Origin of the sequence: Streptomyces sp. NPDC049687 (assembly GCF_044465285.1) — a bacterium.
GTDB lineage: Bacteria > Actinomycetota > Actinomycetes > Streptomycetales > Streptomycetaceae > Streptomyces.
The window spans coordinates 562481-588601 of sequence record NZ_JBITLN010000003.1 but is presented as its reverse complement, the minus strand read 5'-3'; the positions used below and the strand labels follow the sequence as shown (position 1 = coordinate 588601).

The 26121-nt window shown below is 70.8% G+C and carries 22 protein-coding genes and 2 tRNA genes; 11 read left to right on the top strand and 13 right to left on the bottom strand.

Annotated elements, in window-relative coordinates; genetic code table 11:
• The first annotated feature begins 343 nt into the window (after nucleotides 1-343).
• The 3 genes from pdhA to ACIBVL_RS12590 are packed head-to-tail and all read left to right on the top strand — an operon-like array spanning nucleotide 344 to nucleotide 3960.
• On the top strand, nucleotides 344-1534 hold the full coding sequence (gene pdhA / locus ACIBVL_RS12600; RefSeq protein ID WP_399096286.1) for a pyruvate dehydrogenase (acetyl-transferring) E1 component subunit alpha: 1191 nt from the start codon (nucleotides 344-346) through the stop codon (nucleotides 1532-1534).
• 1 nt (nucleotide 1535) lies between these two features.
• The gene (locus ACIBVL_RS12595; RefSeq protein ID WP_399096283.1) at nucleotides 1536-2525 is read left to right on the top strand and encodes an alpha-ketoacid dehydrogenase subunit beta; all 990 of its coding nucleotides are present in this window, start codon (nucleotides 1536-1538) and stop codon (nucleotides 2523-2525) included.
• A 10-nt stretch (nucleotides 2526-2535) separates the two neighbouring features.
• Nucleotides 2536-3960 (top strand): dihydrolipoamide acetyltransferase family protein, encoded by a 1425-nt coding sequence (locus tag ACIBVL_RS12590; RefSeq protein WP_399096280.1) that lies wholly within the window; start codon nucleotides 2536-2538, stop codon nucleotides 3958-3960.
• A gap of 65 nt (nucleotides 3961-4025) precedes the next feature.
• Here ACIBVL_RS12590 and ACIBVL_RS12585 read toward each other — a convergent pair whose 3' ends face one another.
• The 5 genes from ACIBVL_RS12585 to ACIBVL_RS12565 all read right to left on the bottom strand — a co-directional run bounded on the left by ACIBVL_RS12585 (nucleotide 4026) and on the right by ACIBVL_RS12565 (nucleotide 8606).
• Nucleotides 4026-6329: a hypothetical protein gene (locus tag ACIBVL_RS12585; RefSeq protein ID WP_399096277.1), complete on the bottom strand. Its 2304-nt coding sequence runs from the start codon at nucleotides 6327-6329 to the stop codon at nucleotides 4026-4028.
• Between the two features lie 3 nt (nucleotides 6330-6332).
• Nucleotides 6333-6405: transfer RNA gene (locus tag ACIBVL_RS12580), tRNA-Pro, on the bottom strand.
• A 5-nt stretch (nucleotides 6406-6410) separates the two neighbouring features.
• Nucleotides 6411-6483: transfer RNA gene (locus tag ACIBVL_RS12575), tRNA-Cys, on the bottom strand.
• Between the two features lie 126 nt (nucleotides 6484-6609).
• Entirely contained in the window at nucleotides 6610-7923 is a 1314-nt protein-coding gene (locus ACIBVL_RS12570; RefSeq protein ID WP_399096274.1) for a nitrate/nitrite transporter, read from the bottom strand.
• A complete protein-coding gene (locus tag ACIBVL_RS12565) occupies nucleotides 7920-8606 on the bottom strand; it encodes a GntR family transcriptional regulator (protein WP_399096270.1) in 687 nt (228 codons plus the stop codon). The genes ACIBVL_RS12570 and ACIBVL_RS12565 overlap by 4 nt, the downstream gene beginning before the upstream one ends.
• Before the next feature lie 219 nt (nucleotides 8607-8825).
• Here ACIBVL_RS12565 and ACIBVL_RS12560 point away from each other — a divergent pair, with 219 nt between their 5' ends.
• Complete coding sequence (locus ACIBVL_RS12560) at nucleotides 8826-9704, top strand: D-alanyl-D-alanine carboxypeptidase family protein (RefSeq protein ID WP_399097212.1); 879 nt, start codon at nucleotides 8826-8828, stop codon at nucleotides 9702-9704.
• Nucleotides 9705-9778: 74 nt separating this feature from the next.
• Here ACIBVL_RS12560 and ACIBVL_RS12555 read toward each other — a convergent pair whose 3' ends face one another.
• Nucleotides 9779-10603, bottom strand: coding sequence for a maleylpyruvate isomerase family mycothiol-dependent enzyme (locus tag ACIBVL_RS12555; protein WP_399096267.1), 825 nt, complete (start codon nucleotides 10601-10603; stop codon nucleotides 9779-9781).
• Between the two features lie 201 nt (nucleotides 10604-10804).
• Here ACIBVL_RS12555 and ACIBVL_RS12550 point away from each other — a divergent pair, with 201 nt between their 5' ends.
• On the top strand, nucleotides 10805-11602 hold the full coding sequence (locus tag ACIBVL_RS12550) for a carbon-nitrogen family hydrolase (RefSeq protein ID WP_399096264.1): 798 nt from the start codon (nucleotides 10805-10807) through the stop codon (nucleotides 11600-11602).
• 39 nt (nucleotides 11603-11641) lie between these two features.
• Here the strand turns inward: ACIBVL_RS12550 and ACIBVL_RS12545 are convergent, their stop codons facing one another.
• Nucleotides 11642-12052 (bottom strand): SsgA family sporulation/cell division regulator, encoded by a 411-nt coding sequence (locus tag ACIBVL_RS12545; RefSeq protein WP_399096261.1) that lies wholly within the window; start codon nucleotides 12050-12052, stop codon nucleotides 11642-11644.
• Nucleotides 12053-12246: 194 nt separating this feature from the next.
• Here ACIBVL_RS12545 and ACIBVL_RS12540 point away from each other — a divergent pair, with 194 nt between their 5' ends.
• Entirely contained in the window at nucleotides 12247-13791 is a 1545-nt protein-coding gene (locus tag ACIBVL_RS12540; RefSeq protein ID WP_399096258.1) for a sigma-70 family RNA polymerase sigma factor, read from the top strand.
• Nucleotides 13792-13964: 173 nt separating this feature from the next.
• Here ACIBVL_RS12540 and ACIBVL_RS12535 read toward each other — a convergent pair whose 3' ends face one another.
• Nucleotides 13965-14468, bottom strand: a complete 504-nt coding sequence (locus tag ACIBVL_RS12535) for an LURP-one-related/scramblase family protein (RefSeq protein WP_399096255.1) — start codon at nucleotides 14466-14468, stop codon at nucleotides 13965-13967.
• A gap of 248 nt (nucleotides 14469-14716) precedes the next feature.
• Here ACIBVL_RS12535 and ACIBVL_RS12530 point away from each other — a divergent pair, with 248 nt between their 5' ends.
• Complete coding sequence (locus ACIBVL_RS12530) at nucleotides 14717-14938, top strand: CarD family transcriptional regulator (RefSeq protein ID WP_399097210.1); 222 nt, start codon at nucleotides 14717-14719, stop codon at nucleotides 14936-14938.
• Between the two features lie 283 nt (nucleotides 14939-15221).
• Nucleotides 15222-17042, top strand: a complete 1821-nt coding sequence (locus tag ACIBVL_RS12525) for an NHL domain-containing thioredoxin family protein (RefSeq protein WP_399096252.1) — start codon at nucleotides 15222-15224, stop codon at nucleotides 17040-17042.
• A gap of 9 nt (nucleotides 17043-17051) precedes the next feature.
• Here ACIBVL_RS12525 and ACIBVL_RS12520 read toward each other — a convergent pair whose 3' ends face one another.
• From ACIBVL_RS12520 to ACIBVL_RS12500, 5 genes are all read right to left on the bottom strand, one after another.
• A complete protein-coding gene (locus ACIBVL_RS12520) occupies nucleotides 17052-17216 on the bottom strand; it encodes a hypothetical protein (RefSeq protein WP_399096249.1) in 165 nt (54 codons plus the stop codon).
• A 62-nt stretch (nucleotides 17217-17278) separates the two neighbouring features.
• Entirely contained in the window at nucleotides 17279-18310 is a 1032-nt protein-coding gene (locus ACIBVL_RS12515) for a glycosyltransferase (RefSeq protein WP_399097207.1), read from the bottom strand.
• Between the two features lie 280 nt (nucleotides 18311-18590).
• The gene (locus ACIBVL_RS12510) at nucleotides 18591-18842 is read right to left on the bottom strand and encodes a DUF6458 family protein (RefSeq protein ID WP_399096246.1); all 252 of its coding nucleotides are present in this window, start codon (nucleotides 18840-18842) and stop codon (nucleotides 18591-18593) included.
• Between the two features lie 105 nt (nucleotides 18843-18947).
• Nucleotides 18948-20246, bottom strand: coding sequence for a M18 family aminopeptidase (locus ACIBVL_RS12505; RefSeq protein WP_399096243.1), 1299 nt, complete (start codon nucleotides 20244-20246; stop codon nucleotides 18948-18950).
• Between the two features lie 147 nt (nucleotides 20247-20393).
• Nucleotides 20394-22220: an acyl-CoA dehydrogenase gene (locus tag ACIBVL_RS12500; RefSeq protein ID WP_399097204.1), complete on the bottom strand. Its 1827-nt coding sequence runs from the start codon at nucleotides 22218-22220 to the stop codon at nucleotides 20394-20396.
• Nucleotides 22221-22406: 186 nt separating this feature from the next.
• Between ACIBVL_RS12500 and ACIBVL_RS12495 the strand changes: the two genes are divergently transcribed.
• The 3 genes from ACIBVL_RS12495 (at nucleotide 22407) to ACIBVL_RS12485 (ending at nucleotide 26095) form a co-directional block, all read left to right on the top strand.
• Nucleotides 22407-22880, top strand: coding sequence for an SseB family protein (locus tag ACIBVL_RS12495; RefSeq protein WP_399096240.1), 474 nt, complete (start codon nucleotides 22407-22409; stop codon nucleotides 22878-22880).
• A 168-nt stretch (nucleotides 22881-23048) separates the two neighbouring features.
• Nucleotides 23049-24992, top strand: coding sequence for a YncE family protein (locus ACIBVL_RS12490; RefSeq protein WP_399096237.1), 1944 nt, complete (start codon nucleotides 23049-23051; stop codon nucleotides 24990-24992).
• 122 nt (nucleotides 24993-25114) lie between these two features.
• A complete protein-coding gene (locus tag ACIBVL_RS12485; RefSeq protein ID WP_399096234.1) occupies nucleotides 25115-26095 on the top strand; it encodes a pirin family protein in 981 nt (326 codons plus the stop codon).
• The last annotated feature ends 26 nt before the right edge of the window (nucleotides 26096-26121 follow it).

Here is a 26121-nt window from a genome sequence, read left to right as displayed (position 1 = left end):
AATCCGACTCCGCCATCCCGGTCGCCCTACGCCATCCGTGGGCTCTTCCCGTGACCTGGGTCACCGAGATAACGTGCCGTTGTTCCGGCCGCCTGCAAGGCTGTGACCAGGAAGAGTTCCCGATTTCGCGATTTACTTGGAAATCCAAGCAAAAACGCAGGTCAGGAGGGGTTTCACAGAAATGTGGAGCACTGGGTAACGTGCCTGTTGCAGGGCGCTCGCCGGGGCACCTGTCACGCCTGTGCCCGACACGGCCGCACCCACCCTGTGCGTCCGCGGGGGCGCGGGTGAGCCGCACTGGCACCCGGCGAACCCGGGTAGCCGGACCGACGGAGGAGCACACGTGACCGTGGAGAGCACTGCCGCGCGCAAACCGCGACGCAGCGCCGGAACCAAGAGCACGGCCGGCAAGCGCACGACCGCAAGGAACGCGCCAGGCACCGAGCCGCAGCTCGTACAACTGCTGACGCCCGAGGGCGAGCGCGTCAAGAACGCGGAGAACGCGGCGTACGACAAGTACGTCGCCGACGTCACCCCCGAAGAGCTCCGCGGCCTGTACCGCGACATGGTGCTCACCCGCCGCTTCGACGCCGAGGCCACCTCCCTGCAGCGCCAGGGCGAGCTGGGCCTGTGGGCGTCGCTGCTCGGGCAGGAGGCCGCCCAGATCGGCTCCGGCCGGGCGCTGCGCGACGACGACTACGTCTTCCCGACCTACCGCGAGCACGGCGTCGCCTGGTGCCGCGGGGTCGACCCGACCAACCTGCTCGGCATGTTCCGCGGGGTGAACAACGGCGGCTGGGACCCCAACGGCAACAACTTCCACCTCTACACGATCGTCATCGGCTCCCAGACGCTGCACGCGACCGGGTACGCGATGGGCATCGCCAAGGACGGCGCCGACTCCGCGGTGATCGCCTACTTCGGCGACGGCGCGAGCAGCCAGGGCGACGTGGCCGAGTCGTTCACCTTCTCCGCCGTCTACAACGCGCCGGTGGTGTTCTTCTGCCAGAACAACCAGTGGGCGATCTCCGAGCCGACCGAGAAGCAGACCCGTGTGCCGCTCTACCAGCGCGCGCAGGGCTTCGGCTTCCCGGGCGTCCGCGTCGACGGCAACGACGTGCTGGCCTGCCTCGCGGTCACCCGCTGGGCCCTGGAGCGGGCCCGCAACGGCGAGGGCCCCACCCTCGTCGAGGCGTACACCTACCGGATGGGCGCCCACACCACCTCCGACGACCCGACGAAGTACCGGGCCGACGAGGAGCGCGAGGCCTGGGAGGCGAAGGACCCGATCCTGCGCCTCCGCCGCCACCTGGAGACCTCAAACCACACGGACGAGGGATTCTTCGCGGAACTCGAGACCGAGAGCGAGGCGTTGGGCAGGCGAGTGCGCGAAGCGGTCCGTGCCATGCCGGACCCGGACCACTTCGCCATCTTCGAGAACGTGTACGCGGACGGGCACGCGCTCGTCGACGAGGAGCGTGCCCAGTTCGCCGCCTACCAGGCGTCGTTCGCGGACGAAGACGGGGGTAAGTGAGATGGCCGACACCACTGTGAGGACCATGGCCCTGGCCAAGGCGATCAACGAGTCGCTGCGCCGAGCCCTGGAGGCGGACCCCAAGGTCGTCATCATGGGCGAGGACGTCGGCAAGCTCGGCGGCGTGTTCCGGGTGACGGACGGCCTGCAGAAGGACTTCGGCGAGAGCCGCGTCATCGACACCCCGCTGGCCGAGTCGGGCATCGTCGGCACGGCGATCGGCCTGGCCCTGCGCGGTTACCGCCCCGTGGTGGAGATCCAGTTCGACGGTTTCGTCTTCCCGGCCTACGACCAGATCGTCACCCAGCTCGCGAAGATGCACGCCCGCTCCCTGGGCAAGGTCAAGATGCCGGTCGTCGTCCGCATCCCGTACGGCGGTGGCATCGGCGCGGTCGAGCACCACTCGGAGTCCCCGGAAGCCCTCTTCGCACACGTCTCGGGCCTCAAGATCGTCACCCCCTCCAACGCGTCGGACGCGTACTGGATGATGCAGCAGGCCATCCAGAGCGACGACCCGGTGATCTTCTTCGAGCCGAAGCGCCGCTACTGGGACAAGGGTGAGGTCAACACCGAGGCCATCCCCGGCCCGCTGCACAGGGCCCAGGTGGTCCGCGAGGGCACCGACCTGACCCTCGCCGCCTACGGACCGATGGTGAAGCTCTGCCTGGAGGTCGCCGCCGCGGCCGCCGAGGAGGGCAGGAACCTTGAGGTCCTGGACCTGCGCTCGGTCTCCCCGCTGGACTTCGACTCCATCCAGACGTCGGTCGAGAAGACCCGCCGCCTGGTCGTCGTCCACGAGGCCCCGGTGTTCTTCGGCTCCGGCGCGGAGATCGCCGCCCGGATCACCGAGCGCTGCTTCTACCATCTGGAGGCCCCGGTGCTCCGGGTCGGCGGCTACCACGCCCCCTACCCGCCGGCGCGCCTGGAGGAGGAGTACCTGCCGGGTCTGGACCGGGTGCTCGACGCCGTCGACCGTGCCCTGGCGTACTGAGGAGAGGGTCGTGACGACGATGACGGAAGCGTCCGTACGCGAGTTCAAGATGCCGGACGTGGGCGAGGGCCTCACCGAGGCCGAGATCCTCAAGTGGTACGTCCAGCCCGGCGACACGGTCACCGACGGCCAGGTGGTGTGCGAGGTCGAGACGGCCAAGGCCGCCGTGGAACTCCCCATCCCCTACGACGGTGTGGTCCGCGACCTCCACTTCCCCGAGGGCACCACGGTGGACGTGGGCACGCCGATCATCGCGGTGGACGTGACGGGCGGCGCGGCCCCGGCCGAGTCACCGGCTCCCGCGGCGGCCACCCCGGCCCCGGCCGCGGCGGCCACCGGGGCCCCCGAGAAGAAGCCGGAGGGTTCCGGCCGTCAGCCGGTGCTCGTCGGCTACGGCGTGGCCGCCTCCTCCACTAAGCGCCGTCCCCGCAAGGGGCCCGTGATCCCCGTCCAGGAGCCCGCGGCGGCAGCCGTCCAGACGGAGCTGAACGGCCACGGCAGCGCCCCGGCCGTCAAGGAGCGCCCGCTGGCGAAGCCGCCGGTGCGCAAGCTGGCCAAGGACCTGGGCGTCGACCTCGCCACGGTCGTCCCGACCGGCCCGGACGGCATCATCACGCGGGAGGACGTCCACGCGGCGGCGGCCCCGACCGAGGCCCCCGCGCCCGAGCCGGTGACGCAGGCCCCGGTCCAGGTCACGACCCCCGCGCCGGCGCCGGTCCCGTCGTACGACACGGCACGCGAGACCCGTATCCCGGTCAAGGGTGTCCGCAAGGCGACGGCGGCGGCGATGGTCGGCTCGGCGTTCACGGCGCCGCATGTCACCGAGTTCGTGACAGTGGATGTCACCCGCACGCTGAAGCTCGTCGATGAGCTGAAGCAGGACAAGGACATGCAGGGCCTGCGGGTCGGCCCGCTGCTGCTGATCGCCAAGGCCCTGCTGGTCGCGATCAGGCGGAACCCGGAGATCAACGCCTCCTGGGACGAGGCCGCACAGGAGATCGTGGTCAAGCACTACGTCAACCTGGGCATCGCGGCGGCTACCCCCCGCGGTCTCCTGGTCCCGAACATCAAGGACGCGCACGCGAAGACGCTGCCGCAGCTGGCCGAGTCACTCGGCGAGCTGATCTCCACGGCACGTGAGGGCAGGACGTCCCCGGCCGCCATGCAGGGCGGCACGGTGACGATCACCAACGTCGGTGTCTTCGGCGTGGACACCGGCACCCCCATCCTGAACCCCGGCGAGTCCGCGATCCTCGCGGTCGGCGCGATCCGGCTCCAGCCATGGGTCCACAAGGGCAAGGTGAAGCCCCGCCAGGTGACGACCCTGGCACTCTCCTTCGACCACCGTCTGGTGGACGGGGAGCTGGGCTCGAAGGTGCTGGCGGACGTGGCGGCGATCCTCGAACAGCCGAAGCGGCTGATCACCTGGGCGTGAGCAGACGCCGGCCGTCAGCCGTCGGGAGCCGAGCGCCCGGAGTGGGCGCGCGGCTCCGGGCGCGGTCAGCTCCGCCGCGGCTCGTGCCGTAGCCAGTGGCCGTCGGTGCTCCAGCCGAGCAGCAGGCGGCCGGTGCCGTCGTCGGCCCGGCCGCCCTCGGCGACCTGCCGCAGGCCGGTCAGCGCGGGGGCGAGGCGCGCGGCGACATGGGCCGGGTGGCGGGACGCCTCCTCGGACAGCCAGGTGAGAGTCCGGGCCTGTTCCCGCTCGGCACACAGGGACAGGTGGAACACCATCTGCCGCCAGGCGTAGGCCACGTCCTTGATCGTGCTCAGCGGCCGCGGATCGCCGTGGACGCGGCCGGTCAGCCGGCACACGACGACGAAGCAGCGGCGGGCCAGATCCTCCCATCCCGCGGCCGGGGCGATACCCACGCGGTGGACCAGGGTGGCCAGGTTGTGCGTGGTGAGGATCTGCGCCTGTTCGATCACCTTGCCGTTCCCGGCCACCGACCAGGAGGACCGCTTCCGCGAACCGGCCCCGGCCCGCGCCACGCACAGCTTCGCGAACCCCGGTGAGGTCCGCTGCCGAAGCGCCTGCGCCGCCGACTCCTCGATCGCCATGTTCCGCACGGCCCGGTAGTCGACGGCGTAGTAGCGCTCGTAGAGCGAGCCACCACCGAGCAGGTCCGCCGCGATCCGTGCCGCGGTGAGGAACTTCGGGCTGAACGTGCCCATGAAGATGTCGGCGGCGAGCTCCTCCACGAAGGGCGCTCCGAGGTCGGCCTGGCGGGCGAGCACGGACAGTTCGCGGACCAGCGGGTTCGGCAGGATCGTGGCGGGGAACGCCTGCACGGCGAGCTCGCCCAGCTGCCGCAGCGCTACGGCCGACACCTCGCCCGCCCCGCCCTCGGCACGCTGTCCGGCCACGGCCCGTACCCACGGCAGCTCCTCCATCCGCACCTGCGACTGGAGGTTGAGCAGCAGCAGCGAACGGCGGCCCGCGAACGCGCGGTGGTTCGCGGCCGCGAGGGTGCGCAGGGCGCGGTCCGGGTAGGCCTGGGCGGTGGTGGCGGCGACCAGCTGCGGGACGAGCTCGGCCAGTACCTCCGCCGAGGGCACCACACCGCGCTCCACCAGCGTGGGCAGCGGAGCGCTCAGCGCGGCCTCGACAGGCCTGCGGACGGCGGCCGGGACCACCGCGCCCACGGGCAGCCCGGTCTCCCGGGCCTCGCCCTCGGTCACCGGGACGAGCAGCGGCTCGACCTCGGCCACGCCCGTCTCCTGCTCCAGCACCGCCAGCCGTCCCAGCACCAGCTGGGCCAGCGCGTGGTGCGAGGGCAGGGCCGCCTGCCCTGCCTGCTCCCGGCGCAGAGCCGTGTGCCGTGCGGAACCGGGCAGTCCGCGCCGCCGCACCATCGAGGTGACGGCATGCCGCAGCAGCCCGAGCCGGCGCGCGTCCGGTCCCCGTCCGGCCACCGTCTCCTCCAGCGCACCTCGCAGGATCGCCAGGTTCTGCTTGGGGTCGAGGTGCTTGGTGCAGTACGTGTGCCGGCGCGCGAGCTCGCGGTAACGGCTCAGCAGCGCCGCGCCCCGCACGTACCAGCCGGCGTGCGTGGCGCGCGCCGGGACCCGGACGGTTCCCTCGTCGTCGGCCGTCTCCAGCCAGTGCGTGAGGAGTTCGTCGCCGAAGGGCTGCCACACGGCCAGCGCCTCCCGCTGCGTCTCCACGGCCCTGCTGGGCCGGCGCCGCAGCAGGGTGTCGCCGGCCTCGCCGACGGTCACCCGGTGCACCGACGCCGCGTCGGGCGCGGGGTGGCCGGCCGGCCGAGGGGTGAACCGCAGCCGCCCGGCGAAGGGGGCCAGTTCCGCCACGAGTTCGAGTGCCGCGTCGGTCTCACCGGCCCGGACCAGCCAGGCCACGGTGAGCAGGGCGGCCTCCTCGGGCACGGTCACCTCGTAGCGTCCGCTGTCCAGAAGACCGTGGAGCCGGCCGAGCCCGTCCTCCGACAGCCAGTACGCGAACAGCGCCCGCCGCTCCGGCGGCACCCCGGCGAGGCGCGCCGCCTCCGCCTCGTACTCCGTCAGGGGACCCCCGGCGCTGGGCTCCCCGGTGGCGAAGCCGCCCCGCAGGACCTCGGGTGTCACCCAGGCCGGAAGTCCCGAGACGGGTGTGCGGGAGCCGATCGTCAACAGGCCCTCCGCCATGCCGGCCAGGACGGCCCGCCAGGAGCGGCCCCGCTCCCCGGCCCGGTGGCGGGTGTCGGGGTCGTGGTGGGTGAGCGCGGTCCTGAGCGCCTTGGCCAGTTGGCCGGACGCGTAGCCCGGGTCGGCCTGTGCGAGGTGCTGCTGGTCAGCGTCGTCGTTCATAAGCCGACGTGGCGGGTGCCGCCCCCGCTCCCTCCGGGTCCCGAGCCCGGTGCTCTCACTGTTGAGCTACACGCCGATGAGCCGACGTGGCGGGTTCCGCCCCCGCGCCCTCCGGGTTTGCAGCCCGGCGCTCCGACTCCTGAGCCACACGTCGATGGCGCCAGACGGTAGTTGCCGGACAGGCGGGCGGACAACCGGATTTAGAGCTCCGAACAACGGTGGAGCCCGGCCCGCGAGCTGATCGGACTCCACTGCTGTTCGGAGCTCTTACCCCGGCTGCCTACGCCGGTACGTGCACCGTCTCCACCCGGCTGGCCACCAGCCGCTCCCGCTCCCGTCGGGCCGCCCGCGTGCGCAGGCGCAGGATCTGGCTGACGCCGAGCGCCTGGAGGACGAACACCGCCGAGAAGGCGATCGTGTAGTCGCCGCCGGTCGCGTCCAGCAGCACGCCGACCGCGAACAGGGTCGTCATGGACGCCACGAAGCCGCCCATGTTGGTGATGCCGGAGGCCGTGCCCTGGCGCTCGGGCGGGTTCGCGGGGCGGGCGAAGTCGAAGCCGAGCATGGAGGCGGGGCCACAGGCGCCCAGGACCGTGCAGAGGACGACGAGGAGCCACATCGGTGCGTGGTCGGCGGGGTACGCCAGGGTCGCCGCCCACATGAACGCCGTCGCGCCCACCGTGCCCAGCGCCAGCGGGAGCCGCGCCCCGTGGTGCCGGGCGACGATCTGGCCGTAGACCAGGCCCACGACCATGTTGGACAGGACCACCAGGGTCAGCAGTTCGCCCGCCGCCGCCCGGGACAGGCCCTGGGCCTCCACGAGGAACGGCAGGCCCCACAGGAGCAGGAACACCATCGCCGGGAACTGGGTGGTGAAGTGCACCCACAGACCCAGCTTCGTCCCCGGCTCCCGCCAGGACGCGGCGATCTGGCGGCGGACGTACGCGGCGCCCCGGTGCGGGAAGGGCGCCGGCTCATGGCCCTCGGGGTGGTCCTTCAGGAAGAGGACGAGGAGGACCAGCACCACGACCCCCGCCCCCGCGCTGCCCGCGAAGGCCGCCGTCCAGCCGATCCCGTGCAGCAGCCGGGCCAGCAGGAGGGTGGAGACCAGGTTGCCCGCCATCCCCGCCAGGCCGGCCAGCTGGGCCACCATGGGGCCCCGGCGCGCCGGGAACCAGCGGGTGCCGAGGCGCAGCACGCTGATGAACGTCATCGCGTCCCCGCAGCCGAGCAGTGCCCGGGAGGCGAGGGCCATGCCGTACGACGGGGAGAAGGCGAAACCGAGCTGGCCGGTGGTGAAGAGGACGACGCCGATCGTCAGCATCCGCTTGGTGCCGAGGCGGTCCACCAGCAGGCCGACCGGAATCTGCATGCCCGCGTAGACCAGGAGCTGCAGGATCGAGAAGGTCGACAGGGCCGAGGCGTTCACGTGGAAGCGGTCGGCCGCGTCGAGGCCGGCGACCCCCAGCGACGTACGGAAGATGACGGCGACGAAGTAGACGGAGACGCCGATCCCCCAGACAGCTGCCGCACGGCGCCCGCCGGGCGGGTCACCCGGAAGGGTGGACTTCGTACCGGGACGGGTGCGGCTCATCGGACCTCACCCCGCGCCAGATGCGAGAACCAGCCGACGTGCCGGTGGACGATTCCCACGGCCGCCTCGGCGTCACCCGCGCGCAGCGCCTCCAGGATCTCCTCGTGCTCGGTGAGCGTCTTCGCGACGCGGTCGGGGTGGGAGTGCAGTACGGCGACGCCCATGCGCAGCTGGCGGTCGCGGAGTTGGTCGTAGAGCCGGGAGAGGATCTCGTTGCCTCCGCTGCGGACGATCTCCGCGTGGAAGCAGCGGTCCGTCACGGCCGCCGCCGCCAGGTCGCCCGCCGCCGCCTGCTCCTTCTGCCGCGCGAGCAGTTCCTCCAGGCGCTCGATCAGACCGGCCGGCGCGGGGACGGCCTTGCGCGCCGCGTGCTCCTCGACCAGCAGCCGGGTTTCCACCACGTCCGCGATCTCCTGCGCGGAGACCGGCAGGACCAGCGCGCCCTTCTTCGGGTAGAGCTTGATCAGGCCCTCCACCTCCAGACGGAGGAGCGCCTCGCGTACGGGAGTACGGGAGACGCCGACCGCCTCGGCCAGCTCGCCCTCGGTGAGGAGGGTGCCGCCCTCGTAACGGCGGTCCAGGACGCCCTGCTTGACGTGGGCGTAGACGCGGTCGGCGGCGGGCGGCTGCTTGAGGGAGGCGGGGTTGGGGGCGGGAGCGGTCGGGGTCGAGGTGGACGACATGACCACAGGATAGATACAACACGTACGCATCGCACGGATGTCCAGCATTCGGAAGGGAACCACGGGTCGTCAGAATGTCGTCCCAGCAAGCGCACAACCTTCTGTGCTACTTACGTGTCACACACGTGCGGCCCCACCAACTTTCCCCATGCAACTCGGCCGCACTCAGGGGCATTCGACTTAATCGGGGTATTTCAGTTGATAACCGCCACCAAGGGCATCCGAGTTCGCAGAGCCGCCGCCGTGGTCTTCACGGCCAGTGCAGTGCTCGCCGGAGGAGTCCTCACCGCGGCTCCCGCTCAGGCTGTCACCACGCCCACCATCACGGCCAAGGGCGCTTACCTGATGAACAGCACGACGGGTAAGACGCTCTACAGCAAGTCCGCCGACATCAAGAGGCTCACCGCCTCCACCACGAAGGCCATGACCGCGAAGGTCGTGCTCTCGCAGGCAAATCTGAACCTGGACGCCAAGGTCACGATCAAGAAGGCGTACAGCGACTACATCGTGGCGAACGGCGCTTCGTCCGCCCGTCTGATCGTGGGTGACAAGGTCACCGTTCGTCAGCTCCTCTACGGGATGATGCTGCAGTCCGGCTGCGACGCGGCGATGGCCCTCGCCGACAAGTTCGGCTCCGGCACGACCGTCGCGGCCCGCACGAAGAACTTCATCGCCAAGATGAACACCATGGCGAAGAGCCTGGGCATGACGAACACGAAGTTCGACTCGTTCGACGGCATCAGCAAGGGCGCCAACGCCTCGACGCCGCGCGACCTGACGCTGCTCGCCCGCAGCGCGATGAAGAACTCCACGTTCAAGGCGGTCGTGAAGACGAAGTCGTACACGGCGAAGACGATCACCAAGACCGGTTCCACCCGCACCATGGGTGCCTGGACCAACACCAACACGCTGCTCGGCTGGAACGGCACGCTGGGTGTGAAGACGGGTTCCGGTACGGAGGCCAAGTACTGCCTCATCTTCGCCGCCACCCTCAACGGGGAGTCGGTGATGGGTACCGTCCTCACGGCCCCCGACGCGGCGAGCCGCACGGCGGACGTGAAGAAGCTCATCACCTACGGCTACGCGAAGATCAGCTGACCTGCGCACGCCACCTTCGAACGGGCCCGTCGTGATCCCCACGGCGGGCCCGTTCCGTCGCACCCGCTCGCGGACTACTTGGTGACCGCGAAGTTGCGCAGGATGGCCGCGGTCAGCGCGGGCTCCCCCTCCGCCTTCACCCGGTCGGCGACCGCCTCCGGGGTGACCCGGCCGCAGGCCAGCCGGACGTACGTCTCCCAGTCGAGGGAGAAGGAGGCGGCGGGGCCGAGCGCGGGGACCGTCTCCAGGGTGCCGCGGCCCTGGATGTCGACGCGGATGGTGCGCAGGAACTCGATCGGGCCGTTCACATCGATGACGACCGCGGAGCTGCGCGGGGCGTCGGCGCGTTCGGCGACGACCGACGGCAGCTCGGCGAGGAGGACGTCCCGGGCGATGTGCGCGCCGGGGGAGTCGAGGTTCCCCGGCCGGCCGAGTGCGGCGCGCAGGTCCTGTTCGTGCACCCACACGTTGAACGCGTGGTTGCGCATGGACTCCTCCAGCGTGAGCTCCGTGCCGAGGGGCCCGCGCACGGTCGTCTGGGGCTGGCGCGACTCGTTGCGCAGCTGACGGTTGCGGCGGATGATCATCAGCTCCAGCTCGGACGTCATCTCCGGCGCGGTGTGGTGGCGGCGGACGTCGACCTGCATCTCCATGTACCGCTGGAGGTCGGTGGTGACGTGGAAGAGATCGCGCGGGAGTGAGTGGATCGGGCGCGGATCGCCGTACATCTCACTGTCGAGGCCGATGACGTGGGAGACCACATCGCGGACCGACCAGCCGGGGCACGGGGTCCGCCAGTTCCACTCGCCCTCCACAAGCGGCTGCACCAGCTCGGATATCGCTTCGATGGAGTGGGTCCAGGCGTCGGCGTAGGGCTGGAGGGTGGGATGCAGACTCACGGAACGGGACCCCTCGGCGGTCGGTACACGGGCGGTGGTGGCGGCGGGTGGCGGCGTTGCCAGCGGGAGGCGGTGACGGTCGGCGGCTGTCGGCGGATGTCGTGAAACGCTAAGTTACGCTGCTGCGAGGCACCCCGGCAGTGCTTTCGTGTGACGATCGTAGGCCCGTGTCGACGACTCGAATGCCAGGACGGTGGTAGTGTGCGCGCCTCTCTGATCCAGATCGCCGTAGAAGAGGGTGAATCGGTCGAATCGCGGCGGGGGCGGGTCGCCTCGCTGGTGCGGGAGCAGGCCGGTGCCGCGGATCTCGTGGTGCTGCCGGAGCTGTGGACGACCGGGGCGTTCGCCTACGAGGAGTTCGGCAGCGAGGCCGAGCCGCTGGAGGGCCCGACCTACGAGGCGATGTCCAAGGCCGCGAGCGACGCGGGCGTGTGGCTGCACGCGGGCTCGATCCCGGAGCGTGACCCTGACGGCCCTCTCTACAACACCTCTCTCGTCTTCTCCCCCTCCGGTGAGCCGGCCGCCGCCTACCGCAAGATCCACCGCTTCGGCTTCGACAAGGGCGAGGCCGTGCTGATGGGCGCGGGCCGCGACCTCGTGACGGTCCGTCTCCCCGGGACGACCCTCGGCCTGGCCACCTGCTACGACCTCCGTTTCCCCGAACTGTTCCGCGGGCTCGTCGACGCCGGCGCCGAGACCCTCGTCGTCCCCGCGGGCTGGCCGGAGCGCCGCAGGGCGCACTGGACGCTGCTGGCCCAGGCGCGGGCGGTCGAGAACCAGGCGTTCGTGCTCGCGTGCGGAACGGCCGGGACGCACGCCGGGGTTCCGCAGGCGGGTCACTCGATCGTGGTGGATCCGTGGGGCGAGGTCCTCGCCGAGGCCGGCCCCGGCGAGCAGGTCCTCACCGTCGACTTCGACCCGGCGAAGGTCGCCACGACCCGAGAGCAGTTCCCGGCTCTGAAGGACCGGGTGCTCGGGCTGACGACTCCTCGGCGCTGACCTGCCCTTCTTCCGCCTCCGCAGCACCAGGTCTGCCGGTCACACGCCGTCGAGGAGCGCCGCCACGTCCCTGTCCAGGACGCGACCCCGCAGTTCCTCGCCCGCCTCGATCACGGTGTACGACCGCAGCAGGAAGCGGTGGAGCGTGGCCGAGCCGAACCGCAGCATGGTCACTCCCTGCGGCGCGTGGAGTTCCACGATCGTGTCGGACGGGCCGCACGGCCAGATGTGCACGCTGCCCATCCCGGACGGGGCGACCAGCCCCTCCGCCAGCAGGGTGCGGGCGAAGACCCAGGTGGCCCGTTCGCCGTCGAGCGTGACGCAGGCCGGGAACACGAAATGGACGGCGAGCGGGTCGTCGGACGTGTAGCGCAGGGTGACGGGGACCGCGATCTCCTGGGCGCGAGTGATCAGGCGGGCCCCTGTGGGCTGTTCCACGGTGATGTACACGGTCGGTCTCCGGAGTTCGGTGTGCTTGACGTGCCTCTCGACCGTGTGGAGGGGGTCCGGATTACGCGAGACGGGACGGCACTTGATGTGACCTGTCTCACGTTGCGCGAGGGTCGCAACTGTAGTTGAAAGTTTTGTCATCTAGGCTGACAAACCCATCTCCCCCCTTCGCGGGCAACTGGAGCGTTGCTGTCATGACCGAAGGTTCCACCGCTGCTTACGCCCGGATCTACGAGGAGCAGCAGCCCCGTCTCGTCGCGTACGCGCGTTCGCTCACCAGGAACGCCTGGACCGCCGAGGACCTCGTCGCCGAGGCGCACTTCCGGGTCTGGCGCAGGCTGTCGGCGGGGCACGAGATCGACAACGTGCCCGCGTACCTCAGGACGACGGTGCGGCATCTCGCGATCGCCGCGGGGAGCGCCCCCCGTGAGACGCCCCGGGATCCGCAGACCGACGAGGTGCCCGCGGGGACCGACGCGCACCGGGACGACCCGGCCGACCAGGTGTCCTCCGTCGACCTGCTGATGCGGGTGCTGAGCCAGTTGCCCGAGCGATGGGTGAAGGCGCTGTGGCTCGCCGAGGCGGAGGGCCAGCCGCTGGCGTCGATCGGGCCGCAGCTCGGCACCAAGCAGGGCGCGACGGCCGTACTGCTGCACCGCGCCCGTGAGGGCATGCGGCAGGCCTACCTCAGCACCCAGACCGGCGTCCCGGACGACCCCGCCTGCCAGGTGTATTGCGCCCGCATGCCCGCTTATGTGCGCGGCGCGGCCACGGCACGCCAGTCCGAGCGGCTGCTCGGCCATGTCGACACCTGCGACGACTGCCGCGCACGGCTCGCCGCCCTGATGAGCGCCAACAACCGGCTGCCCGCGCTCGTCGGCCCGGCCCTGCTGGTGTTCGCGCTGGGGGGAGCGGGTCGTTTCCTGGTGCCGTTGCTCGCCGGGTCGGCGGGCTCCACGGGCGTGGCGGCCGCGGCGGGCGGACCCGGGGGCGCGGTGCTGCACGGGGTGCGGCATGCCGTGCCCGGGGCCTCGAAGACCTCGGTCGCGATCTCCGGCGCGGCGGGGGTCGCCGTGGCGGGTGTCGTCGCCGTGTGCATAGCCCTCGGCTCGGTGGACGCCGGGCCCGGCACGTCGGCCGCGCCGAGCAAGGGGCCGGTGGTGGCCGAGGCGCCGGTGGCGGACGTCCCGGTGGGGCGGGAGCCGGTGACGCGGGACAGGGAGGCGCGCGATCCGGCCGTGGCGGCTCCGGTCGTACGGCGTCCGGGGGCGGCGGACGTGGTACCGGTCACGCGGGGAGCGTCCGCGCAGGAGACACCCGACGGCGGCCGATCCGAAACGTCCGGTGGGGACACGGCCGACACCCCGGCCGGCACATCGACCGACGAATCCGCCGAGGAGCCGGCCGCCGACCCGTCGCCGCGGCAGAAGCCGCCGGCCGACGACACCACGCCTCCCCCGGCCGAACCCGATCCGGGAGACGCCCCTCCGCCCCCCGTCGCCCCCGCCGAGCCCGGCGGTTCGGACCAGGATCCGCGGTCGCCGGGCCACGGGACCCAGGAACCGGAGACTCCTGCTCCCCCGGCATCCGACCCCGTCGACGAGGAGGCACCTCCGGCGGGCGGCTGCACGGACTCGGACGACAACGGCGGCTCTCGCCACCACCATCACCACCACGACCACCACGACCGCGAGGCCTCCCGGACGACCCGTTCCGCCCCGACGTCCCAGTCGTCCTAGGGCGTGTTTCGAAAGTCCCGTCTGGCCCGCGACGCCTGGCACGGCGCCTCGCCCCGTTGTCGGGATCGCCCGCGTACGCCCGGTACGCGGACGACCCTCCGCCTTGCGATGCACCGCACCAGACGCCGCGGGCCCCGCCCTCCGGGCGGACGACGCTACTTTCGAAACACGCCCTAGTCGTCGCGATCGTTCCGCTCCTTGTCCGCCAGGTGGATCACGCACACCGCCACCGCGATCAGCAGCGCCGGGTCCGCGTCCTCCCGTACGACGTCGACGCCGTACGTCTCCCGCACGTGAAGCCAACGCCGGGAGACGACGGCGAGCAGTTCACCGTCGTACTCGACCGCGAACTCCCGGTCGAGGATCTTCCCGCTGACGTCCAGCTCCGTGCTGCCGTCCGCCAGGGACACCCGGTAGTGGTTGCGCAGCAGCGACAGCCGCTTGCGCCGGACGGTGGCCAGCGGCTCGCCGTCCCGTTCGATCACCATCGTGTCGCGCAGGGCGAACATCCTCTGGTGGATGTCGATCAGGACCCGCCCCTGCGTGTCCTTCAGCTCGAAGGTGTCCCGCAGCCGGATCGCCTTGCCGTCGACGAGGTACACCTTGTTGCCGCGGTCGTCCTCGATCCAGTAGTCGTCACCGAGGGCCAGGAGCCGGTCGCGTACGAGGAATCTCATACCGGTACCGCTTCCCCGGCCGAGGAGATCCTTCCCGAGGGGGCGGGAAACCATGACGAGACGGATGACCCGATTGTGCGCTATGTGTGAACTGTGGAACGGCTCACGTGTCCGGACGCCACCACGTCACCGTCGCCCCCAAACGCCTTCGTGACGCCGACGGGCGGGGGCCGGTCCGCGCGCATCGCCGAACAACGGAGGTGGACGGCCGTCGCGAACGGAAGCCCGCAGGCGCATACTGGCGAGCAATGACAAAATCAGCTGCACCCAAGCGTCATCTGCCCACGAGCCCTTTCAAGGCCCCGATCCCGCCGCCCCTCAAACAATTCGCCGTGGGAGACCAGGTCACCCACGACATGCACGGCCTCGGCCGAGTGATCGGCATCGAGGAGGGGATCGCGGCTCTTGTGGACTTCGGTTCCACCCAAGAGCGGATCCTGAGTCCGTACGCCAAGATGAGCAAGCTGTAGGACCGCTGTGCCCGGCCACGGCACGCCAGGTGCCTGGACGGCCCTGTACCGAATGGGAGACCTCTCATCGAACTGACCTCGCTGTTCTCCGCTCCGCAAGGGGCGCCGCGCTCCGCGACCGCAGCATCGCCGCCCCCGACGACGAACCCCTTCCAGGCCCCGGACTTCGGGGAGGACGAGGCCTTCCTGATCGAGGACGCGCAAGCATCCGCACCGGACGCGGGCACGGCTCCACGCGATGCGAGGCGTCAGCGATCCAGGTGACGATGGCACCCTGGAGCCCATGAGCGCTCCCACCCCCCGCCGTGTCCGTGTCCGTGCCCCCGAGCTGATCGGCAAGGGTGGCTGGGTGAACACGGGCGGGCGGCGGTACACCCTCGCTGACCTGCGGGGGCGTATTGTCGTGCTGGATTTCTGGACCTTCTGCTGCATCAACTGTCTGCATGTTCTCGACGAACTGCGCGAGCTGGAGGAGAAGCACCGGGACACGGTCGTCGTCATCGGGGTGCACTCGCCGAAGTTCGTGCACGAGGCCGAGCATCGGGCTGTCGTCGACGCGGTGGAGCGGTACGGGGTGGAGCATCCCGTGCTCGACGACCCCGAGCTCGGGACCTGGAAGCAGTACGCCGTGCGTGCCTGGCCGACACTGGTCGTCATCGACCCCGAGGGGTACGTCGTCGCACAGCACTCCGGTGAGGGGCATGTGCACGCCATCGAGCGGCTGGTGGCGGAGCTGGAGGCCGAACACGGGGCGAAGGGGACGCTGCGGCGCGGCGACGGGCCGTACGTGGCACCGGAGCCGGAGCCGACCGCCCTGCGCTTCCCCGGGAAGGCCGTGGTCCTGCCAGGCGGGACCTTCCTCGTCAGCGACACCACCCGGCATCAGCTGGTGGAGCTCGCCGCCGACGGGGAGAGTGTCGTCCGGCGGATCGGGTCCGGTCTGCGCGGCTTCGCCGACGGCGGGGCCGGGACGGCGGCCTTCAACGAGCCTCAGGGGCTCGCGCTGCTCGACGAGTCGGCCGTGGTCGTCGCGGACACCGTCAATCACGCCCTGCGGCGACTCGACCTCGCCTCGGGCGATGTGACGACCCTCGCGGGGACCGGGAAGCAGTGGATGCAGGGGGACCCCACGTCCGGCCCGGGAGGGGAGATCAACCTCTCGTCCCCCTGGGACGTGGCGTTGTTCGGCGGCAGGATCTGGATCGCCATGGCCGGCGTCCACCAGCTGTGGGCCTACGATCCGGCCGAGGGGACGGTCGCCGTCGCCGCCGGAACCACCAACGAAGGGCTCGTCGACGGACCGGTCGCCGAGGCGTGGTTCGCGCAGCCGTCGGGGCTGGCCGCGACTCCCGACCGGCTGTGGCTCGCCGACTCCGAGACGTCCGCGTTGCGGTGGGTGGACCGGGAGGGGGTCGTCCGCACGGCCGTGGGCAGCGGGCTGTTCGACTTCGGGCACCGTGACGGGGCCGCCGGGCAGGCCCTTCTCCAGCACCCGCTGGGCGTCACCGTCCTGCCCGACGGCTCGGTCGCCGTCAGCGACACCTACAACCACGCCCTGCGCCGCTACGACCCCGCGACCGGCGAGGTCACCACCCTCGCCACCGACCTGAGGGAGCCCAGCGACGCCGTCCTCGTCGGCGACGACATCGTGGTGGTGGAGTCGGCCGGGCACCGGCTGACCCGGCTGCGGCTGCCGGAGGAGGCGGTGCGGGTCCAGGCCGTCGCGCATCGCACCCGGCGGGCGGCGACGGAGGTCGCCCCGGGGGCGGTCCGGTTGGACGTCGTCTTCCAGCCACCGGCCGGGCAGAAGCTCGACACGCGGTACGGTCCGGCCAGTCGGCTGCTCGTCTCCGCCACCCCGCCCGAGCTGCTGCTGAAGGGGGAGGGCGCGGACAGCGACCTCACTCGCGAGCTGGAGCTGAACCCGTCGGTCACGGAAGGCGTCCTGCACGTCTCCGCGACGGCGGCGAGCTGCGACGACGATCCGGCGAACGCATACCCGGCCTGCCACGTCCACCGGCAGGACTGGGGCGTCCCGGTCCGCCTCACCAGGGGCGGGGCGGACCGGCTGCCGTTGGTCCTTGCCGGGATGGATCCCGAGTAGGTCCGGCGGTCAGCGGCGGCGCGGGCGCGGGGCCAGCTTGAACAGGGCCACGCCCGCGGCCACCAGGGTGGTGGCGGTGACCATCAGCGCCATGCTGTTCATCCACAGGCCGGTGGCGGCCAGCGTGGCGCCTCCGGCGCCCGTGGTGCCGGCGCCTATGACTCGTCCGTACATCGTGCTTCTCCTAGAGGGGGTGCTGGTGGGGGGCGGTTCGGGATGGGCCCGGGGCAAGGGGCCTAGGTGGCCACCCACTTCTCCTCGCTGCGGCGCAACAGCCCCCACAGCGAGGTGAAGTAGACGGCGTGCTGGAAGAGGTCGTAGAGCATCTCCGGGACCATCAGCGCCGCGACCAGTACGGCCCTAGGGCCCGCGCGGCGTACGGAGACGGTCTTCTCGACCACGAAGAGCAGGCCGATCGCCGTCCAGAACGGCGAGAAGCCGGGCCAGCCGTACAGCGTGGTGTACGTGACCATGTAGGTGAGGTAGACCAGGAAGGACAGCGCGCCGAAGCCCATCAGGAACTGCTGGACGAAGTAGCGGGCGGTGACCCGGGTCCAGCCGTAGTCGCGCAGGTTCTCCAGGGCGCCGCGCTGCCAGCGCAGCCGCTGGTGCCACAGCTTGCCCAGGGTGGGCATGATCTCGGTGGTGACCGCGCAGCCGGCCGGGGACATGGCCCGGTAGCCGAGGGTCTTGACCGCCTTGGTCATCTCGTCGTCCTCGGTGAGGGAGGCGAGGCTGTAGTACCCGGTGCCGCCGCCGATGACACCGGCGCGGCGGGCGGCGCGCACCTCGCGCAGGACGCGGGCGCGGAACATGGTGCCGGTGCCGGTGAGGACCTGGGCCTTGCCGCCGGTGCGCTCCAGTTCCCAGGCGTAGCGGTGGAACTCCATGCGCTGGAGCAGACCGAGGAGACCGCCGCCCTCCTCGCCGTAGAAGACGCCGCCGACGGCGCCGACCCTGCGGTTGAAGGTGGCGAGGGCGGTCTCGGCGAACCAGGGGTCCAGGACGGTGTCGGCGTCCTGGACGAGGAGCAGGTCGCGGTCGTCGAGGTGGGGGATCATCCAGGCGATGGCCTGGTTGAGGGCGCCGGCCTTCTTGTGCGTGTTGCCCTGTGTGTGGAAGACCTGGGCGCCGTGGGCGGCGGCGACCTCGGCGGTGTCGTCGGTGCAGTTGTCGCAGACCACGACGACGAGGTCCGGACGCCGGGTCTGGTCGCGCAGGCCGTCGATGGCGGCGCCGACGCGGTCCGCCTCGTTGTGGGCGGGGATGAGGACGGCGAGGCGCGGGCGGACAGCGGGTTTCTCGGGGGCCGCGTGGGCCCGGCGGGCGGCGTGCCGACGGGCGCGGTGCGGCCGGGGGGCATGGGGTACCGCGAGGTCGAGCACGGTGAGCCCCCCGGGTGCTGGTGGTACCGGCCCGGCGTCTCCACCCCCCGGGCCTCAAGCCCCGAGTGTTCATGATATTCGCACAAGCCCACAAGGCACCCCGTATTACGGAATGCTCAAGATGTCCCCATCTGTCGGCCCGTCAGCTCCGCCGTACGTGGCGTCAGACGCCGTACCCGTCGCTGTAGCCGTCCCCGTGACGGTGCCGGTCGTTCTCGACCACCGTCGTGGTGGGCGGTGGCACGACCACGCGCCGACGCCGGGCGATGCTGCTGAACGTCGTCACGCCGATCAGGCCGACGATCATCAGGATGACTCCGACCAGGTCGAGGTTGACGCCCTGCATGTCCCAGTCGGTCGCGAACGTGAGGATGGCTCCCACGGCGATGAGGATGATGCACCCGCCGAGGCCCATGAGTGTCGCCTCCCTGTCCGGTGACCGGTGGTTCCGGTCACGACGGAAACCGGGTACCCGGAGTGTCAACTCCCATGCGCCTTCGGCGCGTCCCCCGGACAGGCCCTATCCCTCCAGAAACGCCACCAGCGCGTTCGCCAGCAGATACGGGTCGGCGTCGCCGCACAACTCCCGCGCGCTGTGCATCGACAGGATCGCCACACCGATGTCGACGGTGCGGATGCCGTGCCGGGCCGCGGTGATGGGGCCGATGGTCGTGCCGCACGGCATGGAGTTGTTGGAGACGAAGGACTGGAAGGGGACGTTCGCCTTCTCGCAGGCGGCGGCGAACACCGCGCGGCCCGTACCGTCCGTGGCGTAGCGGTTGTTGACGTTGACCTTGAGGATCGGGCCGCCGTTGACACGCGGGTGGTGCGTCGGGTCGTGCCGCTCCGCGTAGTTGGGGTGGACGGCGTGGCCCGTGTCGGAGGACAGACACACCGTGCCCGCGAAGGCCCGCGCCCGGTCCTCGTACGATCCACCGCGCGCGAACACCGAACGCTCCAGCACACTGCCCAGCAGCGGCCCGTCGGCGCCGGTGTCGGACTGGGAGCCGTTCTCCTCGTGGTCGAAGGCGGCGAGCACCGGGATGTACGGCAGCCCCGCGCCCCCGGTCGCCACCGCCACCAGCGCCGCCGTACCGGCGTGCACGGACAGCAGGTTGTCCATGCGCGGACCGGCCACCAGCTCCTGGTCGCGGCCGAGGTAGGCGGGCGGCTCCACGGAGTGCGTCATCAGGTCCCAGCCGGTGACCTCGCCCGCCGGGATCCCCGACTCCTCCTCCAGGAAGGCGATCAGGTCGCCGTCGCGCACGTCGCTGCCGAGGCCCCACACGGGCTGCAGATGCCGCTGCTTGTCGAGCTTGAGGCCGTCGCTGTTGACCGCGCGGTCGAGGTGGATGGCGAGCTGGGGGACGCGCAGGAGCGGGCGGCCGACGTCGACCAGGCGCGTGGAGCCGTCCCGCAGGGTCAGCCGGCCCGCGAGGCCCAGGTCGCGGTCGAGCCAGGAGTTCAGCAGCGGTCCGCCGTAGATCTCCACGGCGACCTGGCGCCAGCCCTGGGCGCCGGTGTCGGGCAGCGGCTTGACGCGCAGGTTAGGCGAGTCGGTGTGCGCGCCGACGATCCGGAAGGGGGTGTGCGGCGCGGCGCCCTCGGGGACGTACCAGGCCACGATCGCGCCCCCGCGCAGCACGTACTTGCCGCCGCTCGTCCCGTCCCAGGCGTCCGTCTCGGCGACCTGCCGGAAGCCGGCCTTCTCCAGCCGCTCGGCGGCGTTGGCCACGGCGTGGTACGGCGACGGGCTCACCGTGAGGAAGGACATGAGGTCGTCGGTGTGGCCGCGGTCGAAGCGGGCGGGTGCGCTCATGGGGTTCACCTTAACGACGTACGAAGGCCCGCTCCCGGTCGCGGGAACGGGCCCTCGTGAGGACGGTGTGGAGGGGCCGGTGGGGGGCCGGGCCGCATTTCTAGCATGCCGCGCCGGGAGCCGGGCCAGTCACCGTCGCGGGACGGGTCAGAACGCGGCCTCGTCCAGTTCCATCAGGTCGAGCTCCACGCCCTCGGCGATCTTGCGGGCCAGGGTGACGCCGGGCAGGACGTTGGCCGCGAAGAACTTCGCCGCCGCGATCTTGCCGGTGTAGAAGGCCTTGTCCTTGGCGGATGCCGTCTCCAGCTTCTCGGCGGCGATCGCGGCGCCCTTGAGCAGCAGGTATCCGACGATCACGTCACCGGAGGCGAGCAGCAGGCGGGTGGTGTTCAGGCCCACCTTGTAGATGTTCTTGACGTCCTGCTCGGTGGCGGCGAGGTCGGTCAGCATCAGGCCGACGATGGCCTCCAGCTCGACGGCGGCCTTGGCGAGGTGCTCGCGGGCGCCCGCCAGCTCCTCGCCGCCCGTCCCGAGCGCCAGGAACTTCTTGATGTCCTCGGCGAGGGAGTTCAGCGCCGCGCCCTGGTTGCGGACGATCTTCCGGAAGAAGAAGTCCTGGCCCTGGATGGCGGTGGTGCCCTCGTACAGGGTGTCGATCTTGGCGTCGCGGATGTACTGCTCGATCGGGTACTCCTGCAGGAAGCCGGAGCCGCCGAAGGTCTGCAGCGACTGGGCGAGCTGCTCGTAGCCCTTCTCCGAGCCGTAGCCCTTGACGATCGGCAGAAGCAGGTCGTTCAGCGCGTGCTCGGCCTTGGCGTCCTCGCCGGTGGCCTCCTTCACGGCGATCGCGTCCTGGATCGAGGCCGTGTAGAGGACGAGGGCGCGCATGCCCTCCGCGTACGCCTTCTGCGTGATCAGCGAGCGGCGCACGTCGGGGTGGTGGGTGATGGTGACCTTGGGCGCGGTCTTGTCCATGAAGTTGGCCAGGTCGGGGCCCTGGACGCGCTCCTTGGCGTACTCCAGCGCGTTGAGGTAGCCCGTCGACAGCGTGGAGATCGCCTTCGTGCCGACCATCATCCGCGCGAACTCGATGATCCGGAACATCTGGCGGATGCCGTCGTGCTTGTCGCCGATCAGCCAGCCCTTGGCGGGGTGCTGGTCGCCGAAGGTCATCTCGCACGTGTTGGAGGCCTTGAGGCCCATCTTGTGCTCGACGTTCGTGGCGTAGACGCCGTTGCGCTCGCCCAGCTCGCCGGTCTCGAAGTCGAAGAGGTACTTCGGGACGAGGAAGAGGGACAGGCCCTTGGTGCCGGGACCGGCGCCCTCCGGCCGCGCGAGGACGTAGTGGAGGATGTTCTCCTCCATGTCGTGCTCACCGGACGTGATGAAGCGCTTGACGCCCTCGATGTGCCAGGAGCCGTCCTCCTGCCGGACCGCCTTGGTGCGGCCGGCGCCGACGTCCGAGCCGGCGTCCGGCTCGGTGAGGACCATGGTGGAGCCCCAGGTCCGCTCCACGGCGATCTGCGCGATCTTCTTCTGTACGTCGTTGCCCTCGTCGTAGAGGATCCCGGCGAACGCCGGGCCGGAGGAGTACATCCACACGGCCGGGTTCGAGCCGAGGATCAGCTCCGCGTACGACCAGATCAGAGAGGGCGGGGCGGTGGTGCCGCCGATCGCCTCGGGCAGGCCGAGACGCCAGTACTCCGACTCCATGAAGGCCTTGTAGCTCTTCTTGAAGGACGCGGGGACCGGTGCCGTGTTGGTGGCGGGGTCGAAGACCGGGGGGTTGCGGTCGGCGTCGGCGAAGGACTCCGCCAGCTCGTTCTCCGCGAGCCGGGTCAGCTCCTCGAGGATGCTCTTCGCGGTATCGGTGTCCATCTCCTCGAACGGGCCGGTGCCGTACAGCTTGTCGCGTCCCAGTACTTCGAAGAGGTTGAACTCGATGTCGCGGAGATTCGACTTGTAGTGCCCCATGGCGACGGCTCCGTAGAGAGATCGGCGAGGCACTTGGATCCTCGCGCCAGTTCACTTACCAACTAGTAGCTCTCGATGATGCTACCCGTCGGTAATAAGTCGCAACCCCGAACCGGTAATCTGTGACAGGTCACACCGGCCCCCGTCCCGCCCCACGGACCGGGCGCCCTCGGTACGCTTGCGCCCATGTACGGATACGGCCAGCACATGGATGGCGGAGCTGCTCAGCAGCAGTACGCCCCGCCGCAGCAGCCGATGGCCGGCGGGTACGGTCAGCAGGCGCCCCTGTACCCCGAGCCGTCCCCGCCCTCCCTCGCGGACGCGGTCCGTGCCTTCACCACCGGGCAGATGGCCGCCGAGGACTTCCAGCAGGTCTTCGCGACCTCCAAGGTCTACTGTCCGCGCGGCGACAACCCCGGCTTCCTCGCGCTGCACAACACCCAGCAGCCGGTGATCCCGATGTTCTCCTCGCTCAAGGAGCTGCGCCGGTACGCCGGCAAGGAGTCCAAGTACTTCGTCATCACCGGCGCCGAGGTGATCGACCTGCTGCCCACCGGCTACGGCTTCGTCCTCGACATGGAGGGCGAGCACCGGATGGTCTTCGACGCCAAGGCGGTCGAGCAGATGGTCGAGTTCGCGATGCGCAGGATGTACGGCTGAGCAGGCCGGGCCGCCCGAAAACCCGCTCCCCGGTTGTCACAGGCATGCCATAGGGTTGCCCCAGGCAGCCGCGCCCCGCACGCAACCGCTTCCAGTGGTCGCGTCCGGGCGCCGCGCGGCGCTCTCATCACCCGGCAACCCCGGGTTTTCCTGTGGGGGTTCATCACTGTGCGTACGCGCAGCACTTCGGCCGCGACGGCGCTCGCGGTCCTGTTCAGCTCGGTCGCGCTGAGCGTCGCGGCGGCGGGGACCGCCGCGGCCCAGCCGGCGACGCTCACCCAGCCTGTCGGTCTCGTCGCGGACGGCGCCCTTCAGCGCGTCTTCGTCGCGGACCAGGCCAACGGACGGATCCTGGCCACCGACTACAGCGGCACCCTGGTCGACGTGAACGTCGGCTTCGGCCGCCCCAGCGACCTCGCGCTCTCGGGCGACGGTCTCACCCTGTACGCGGTCCTGCCGACGACCCACGAGATCGTGGCCGTCGACGCGGCCACCCTGGAGGTCAAGACCCGCTACGACCTCGGCACCGGCGTCGACCCGCGCGAGGCCGCCTTCTCGGGCGGGCGCCTGTGGTTCTCGTACCGGACGTCGGACGCGAGCGGCTTCCACGGCAATCTGGGCGTCATCGACCCCGCCGCCACCGACGCGGCCGCCGCCGTGACCCTCGGACAGCTCCCGGAGGCCGTCGCCCCCTACTACAACGCGGCCGTCCTCGACGCGGACCCGGCCGTGCCGGGTCTGCTCTCCTTCACCGACAGCGGCGACAGCCCGGGCGCGACGAACGTGCTCGACGTCTCCGGCGCCACCGTGCAGGTGGTCGCCAAGGGCGACGGAGGCTCCTACTACAGCGATGTCGACCTCGTGCCCGGCGCCTCCGAGGTGCTCGTCGGCGGCGACCGGAAGCTGTCGTACGCGAACGGCGGCTTCACCGCCGCCGGGCAGCTCGCGGACGTCGGCTGGACGGCCGACGTCTCGCCGAGCGGTCTGATCGCCCAGGTCTGGGACCAGCACGTCTCCGTCTACAAGCCGGGCACCACCCAGCCGGTGCGCCGCTTCGACGCCGGCAACTCCGGCATGGGCGAGGTGACCTGGTCGCCGGACTCCTCGCGGCTGTTCGCCCTGACCGGCACGGACGGCACGTACACCCTCAAGGCGTTCACCGGCCCGGCGCTCAACGTGCCGACCCTCACCGTCAACGCCCCGACCTCCGCCACCCGCGCCAAGAAGCTCACCGTCACCGGCAAACTCTCGGCCACGGTCCCGCTGCCCACCGGCGCCAAGCTCGCGGTCACCCGCACCGACCTGGACAGCCCGAGCGGCAAGGCGCTCGCGGCCGTCACGGTCAAGGCGGACGGCACGTACTCCTTCACGGACACCCCGCCGGCCGGCGGCACGGTCACCTACAAGGTCACCTACGCGGGCGACGCCGAGCACACCGCCGTCTCCGCCTCCGACAAGGTCGCGGTCTCCCGCGCCGCGACCAGCCTGAGCCTGAACAACAACGGCAAGCTGTACAACTACGGCGCCGACGTGAAGTTCACGGCACACCTCGGGACGACCTACAAGAACCGCACGGTCGAGATCTGGGCGGACCCGTACGGCGGTGACAAGCCGAAGAAGCTGATCAAGAAGGGCACGGTCAACTCCAGCGGGAACATCGCCGCGTGGGTCGACATGACCCGTGACACCACCGTCACCGCGGTCTTCGCGGGCGACGCCCGCTACAAGCCGAGGACCGTGAAGGTCACGGCCTACGCCCGGGTCAAGATCTCCACCGCCGTCTCCAAGCACTACAAGACGGGCAAGATCGGCTCGACCTCGTACTACTGGTTCCACAAGAACACCGACCCGCTGATCACCACGACCATGACCTACTACCCGGGGCGCCAGCAGCGCTTCGACCTGCAGGTCTACTACCAGGGTTCGTGGTACCCGTCCGACCCGTACTACTTCCCGGTCGGTTCGAACGGGAAGTCGGCGGTGTCGCTGGAGGCCGCGGGCGAGGCCGGCTGGAAGGTGCGCGTTCGCTCGGTGTACGTCAACGGCACGTCCGGTGACAACGTGAACTCGACGACGTACGGCGCGTGGAAGTACCTGTACTTCAGCAACTGATCCTCCGTTCGGAGGACGGCATGGCCCGGAGGGAATGTCCTCCGGGCCTTCGTCGTTATGGGTGGCAGAAAGTTCAATGCTCAACTAAACTGGGACGCACGTCGCCCAAGGAGGTAGGGACCATGCCTGCAGTGACCGTCGAGAACCCGCTGACGCTGCCGCGCGTCGCCACGCCTGCCGAGGCCCTGTCCCGGCCCGTGCTCGGCGTCACCACCGCGCCGAGCGGTTTCGAGGGCGAGGGCTTCCCGGTGCGCCGGGCGTTCGCGGGGATCCACTACCGCCACCTCGACCCGTTCATCATGATGGACCAGATGGGCGAGGTGGAGTACGCGCCGGGAGAGCCCAAGGGAACCCCCTGGCACCCCCACCGCGGCTTCGAGACCGTCACCTACATCATCGACGGCATCTTCGACCACCAGGACAGCCAGGGCGGCGGCGGCACCATCACCAACGGCGACACCCAGTGGATGACGGCCGGCTCGGGCCTCCTCCACATCGAGGCGCCGCCGGAGCACCTGGTCATGTCCGGCGGTCTCTTCCACGGCCTGCAGCTGTGGGTGAACCTCCCGGCCAAGGACAAGATGATGGCGCCGCGCTACCAGGACATCCGCGGCGGCAGCGTCCAGCTCCTGTCGACCCCGGACGGCGGCGCGCTCCTGCGGGTCATCGCGGGCGAACTGGACGGTCACGCGGGCCCCGGCATCACCCACACCCCCATCACGATGATCCACGCGACGCTCGCCCCCGGCGCGGAGCTCACCCTGCCCTGGCGGGAGGACTTCAACGGCCTGGCGTACGTCCTGGCGGGCCGCGGTTCGGTCGGCGCGGAACGCCGCCCGATCCACCTGGGCCAGACGGCGGTCTTCGGCGCGGGCTCCTCGCTGACCGTCCGCGCGGACGAGAAGCAGGACTCCCACACCCCGGACATGGAGGTCGTCCTCCTCGGCGGACAGCCGATCCGCGAACCCATGGTCCACTACGGCCCGTTCGTCATGAACACCAAGGACGAGCTGATGCAGGCCTTCGAGGACTTCCAGAAGGGCCGGCTGGGGACGATCCCGGCGGTGCACGGAATGACGGAGGCCGGGCCGGAAGAGGCGTAACGGTCACACGCAAGGGCCCCTCCTCA

Coding starts and splice junctions, on each gene's coding strand:
- ACIBVL_RS12595 (WP_399096283.1), top strand. CDS start 1,536: ATGGCCGACACCACTGTGAGGACCATGGCCCTGGCCAAGGCGATCAAC.
- ACIBVL_RS12585 (WP_399096277.1), bottom strand. CDS start 6,329: ATGAACGACGACGCTGACCAGCAGCACCTCGCACAGGCCGACCCGGGC.
- ACIBVL_RS12570 (WP_399096274.1), bottom strand. CDS start 7,923: ATGAGCCGCACCCGTCCCGGTACGAAGTCCACCCTTCCGGGTGACCCG.
- ACIBVL_RS12565 (WP_399096270.1), bottom strand. CDS start 8,606: ATGTCGTCCACCTCGACCCCGACCGCTCCCGCCCCCAACCCCGCCTCC.
- ACIBVL_RS12540 (WP_399096258.1), top strand. CDS start 12,247: ATGACCGAAGGTTCCACCGCTGCTTACGCCCGGATCTACGAGGAGCAG.
- ACIBVL_RS12535 (WP_399096255.1), bottom strand. CDS start 14,468: ATGAGATTCCTCGTACGCGACCGGCTCCTGGCCCTCGGTGACGACTAC.
- ACIBVL_RS12530 (WP_399097210.1), top strand. CDS start 14,717: ATGACAAAATCAGCTGCACCCAAGCGTCATCTGCCCACGAGCCCTTTC.
- ACIBVL_RS12525 (WP_399096252.1), top strand. CDS start 15,222: ATGAGCGCTCCCACCCCCCGCCGTGTCCGTGTCCGTGCCCCCGAGCTG.
- ACIBVL_RS12520 (WP_399096249.1), bottom strand. CDS start 17,216: ATGTACGGACGAGTCATAGGCGCCGGCACCACGGGCGCCGGAGGCGCC.
- ACIBVL_RS12510 (WP_399096246.1), bottom strand. CDS start 18,842: ATGGGCCTCGGCGGGTGCATCATCCTCATCGCCGTGGGAGCCATCCTC.
- ACIBVL_RS12505 (WP_399096243.1), bottom strand. CDS start 20,246: ATGAGCGCACCCGCCCGCTTCGACCGCGGCCACACCGACGACCTCATG.
- ACIBVL_RS12500 (WP_399097204.1), bottom strand. CDS start 22,220: ATGGGGCACTACAAGTCGAATCTCCGCGACATCGAGTTCAACCTCTTC.
- ACIBVL_RS12495 (WP_399096240.1), top strand. CDS start 22,407: ATGTACGGATACGGCCAGCACATGGATGGCGGAGCTGCTCAGCAGCAG.
- ACIBVL_RS12485 (WP_399096234.1), top strand. CDS start 25,115: ATGCCTGCAGTGACCGTCGAGAACCCGCTGACGCTGCCGCGCGTCGCC.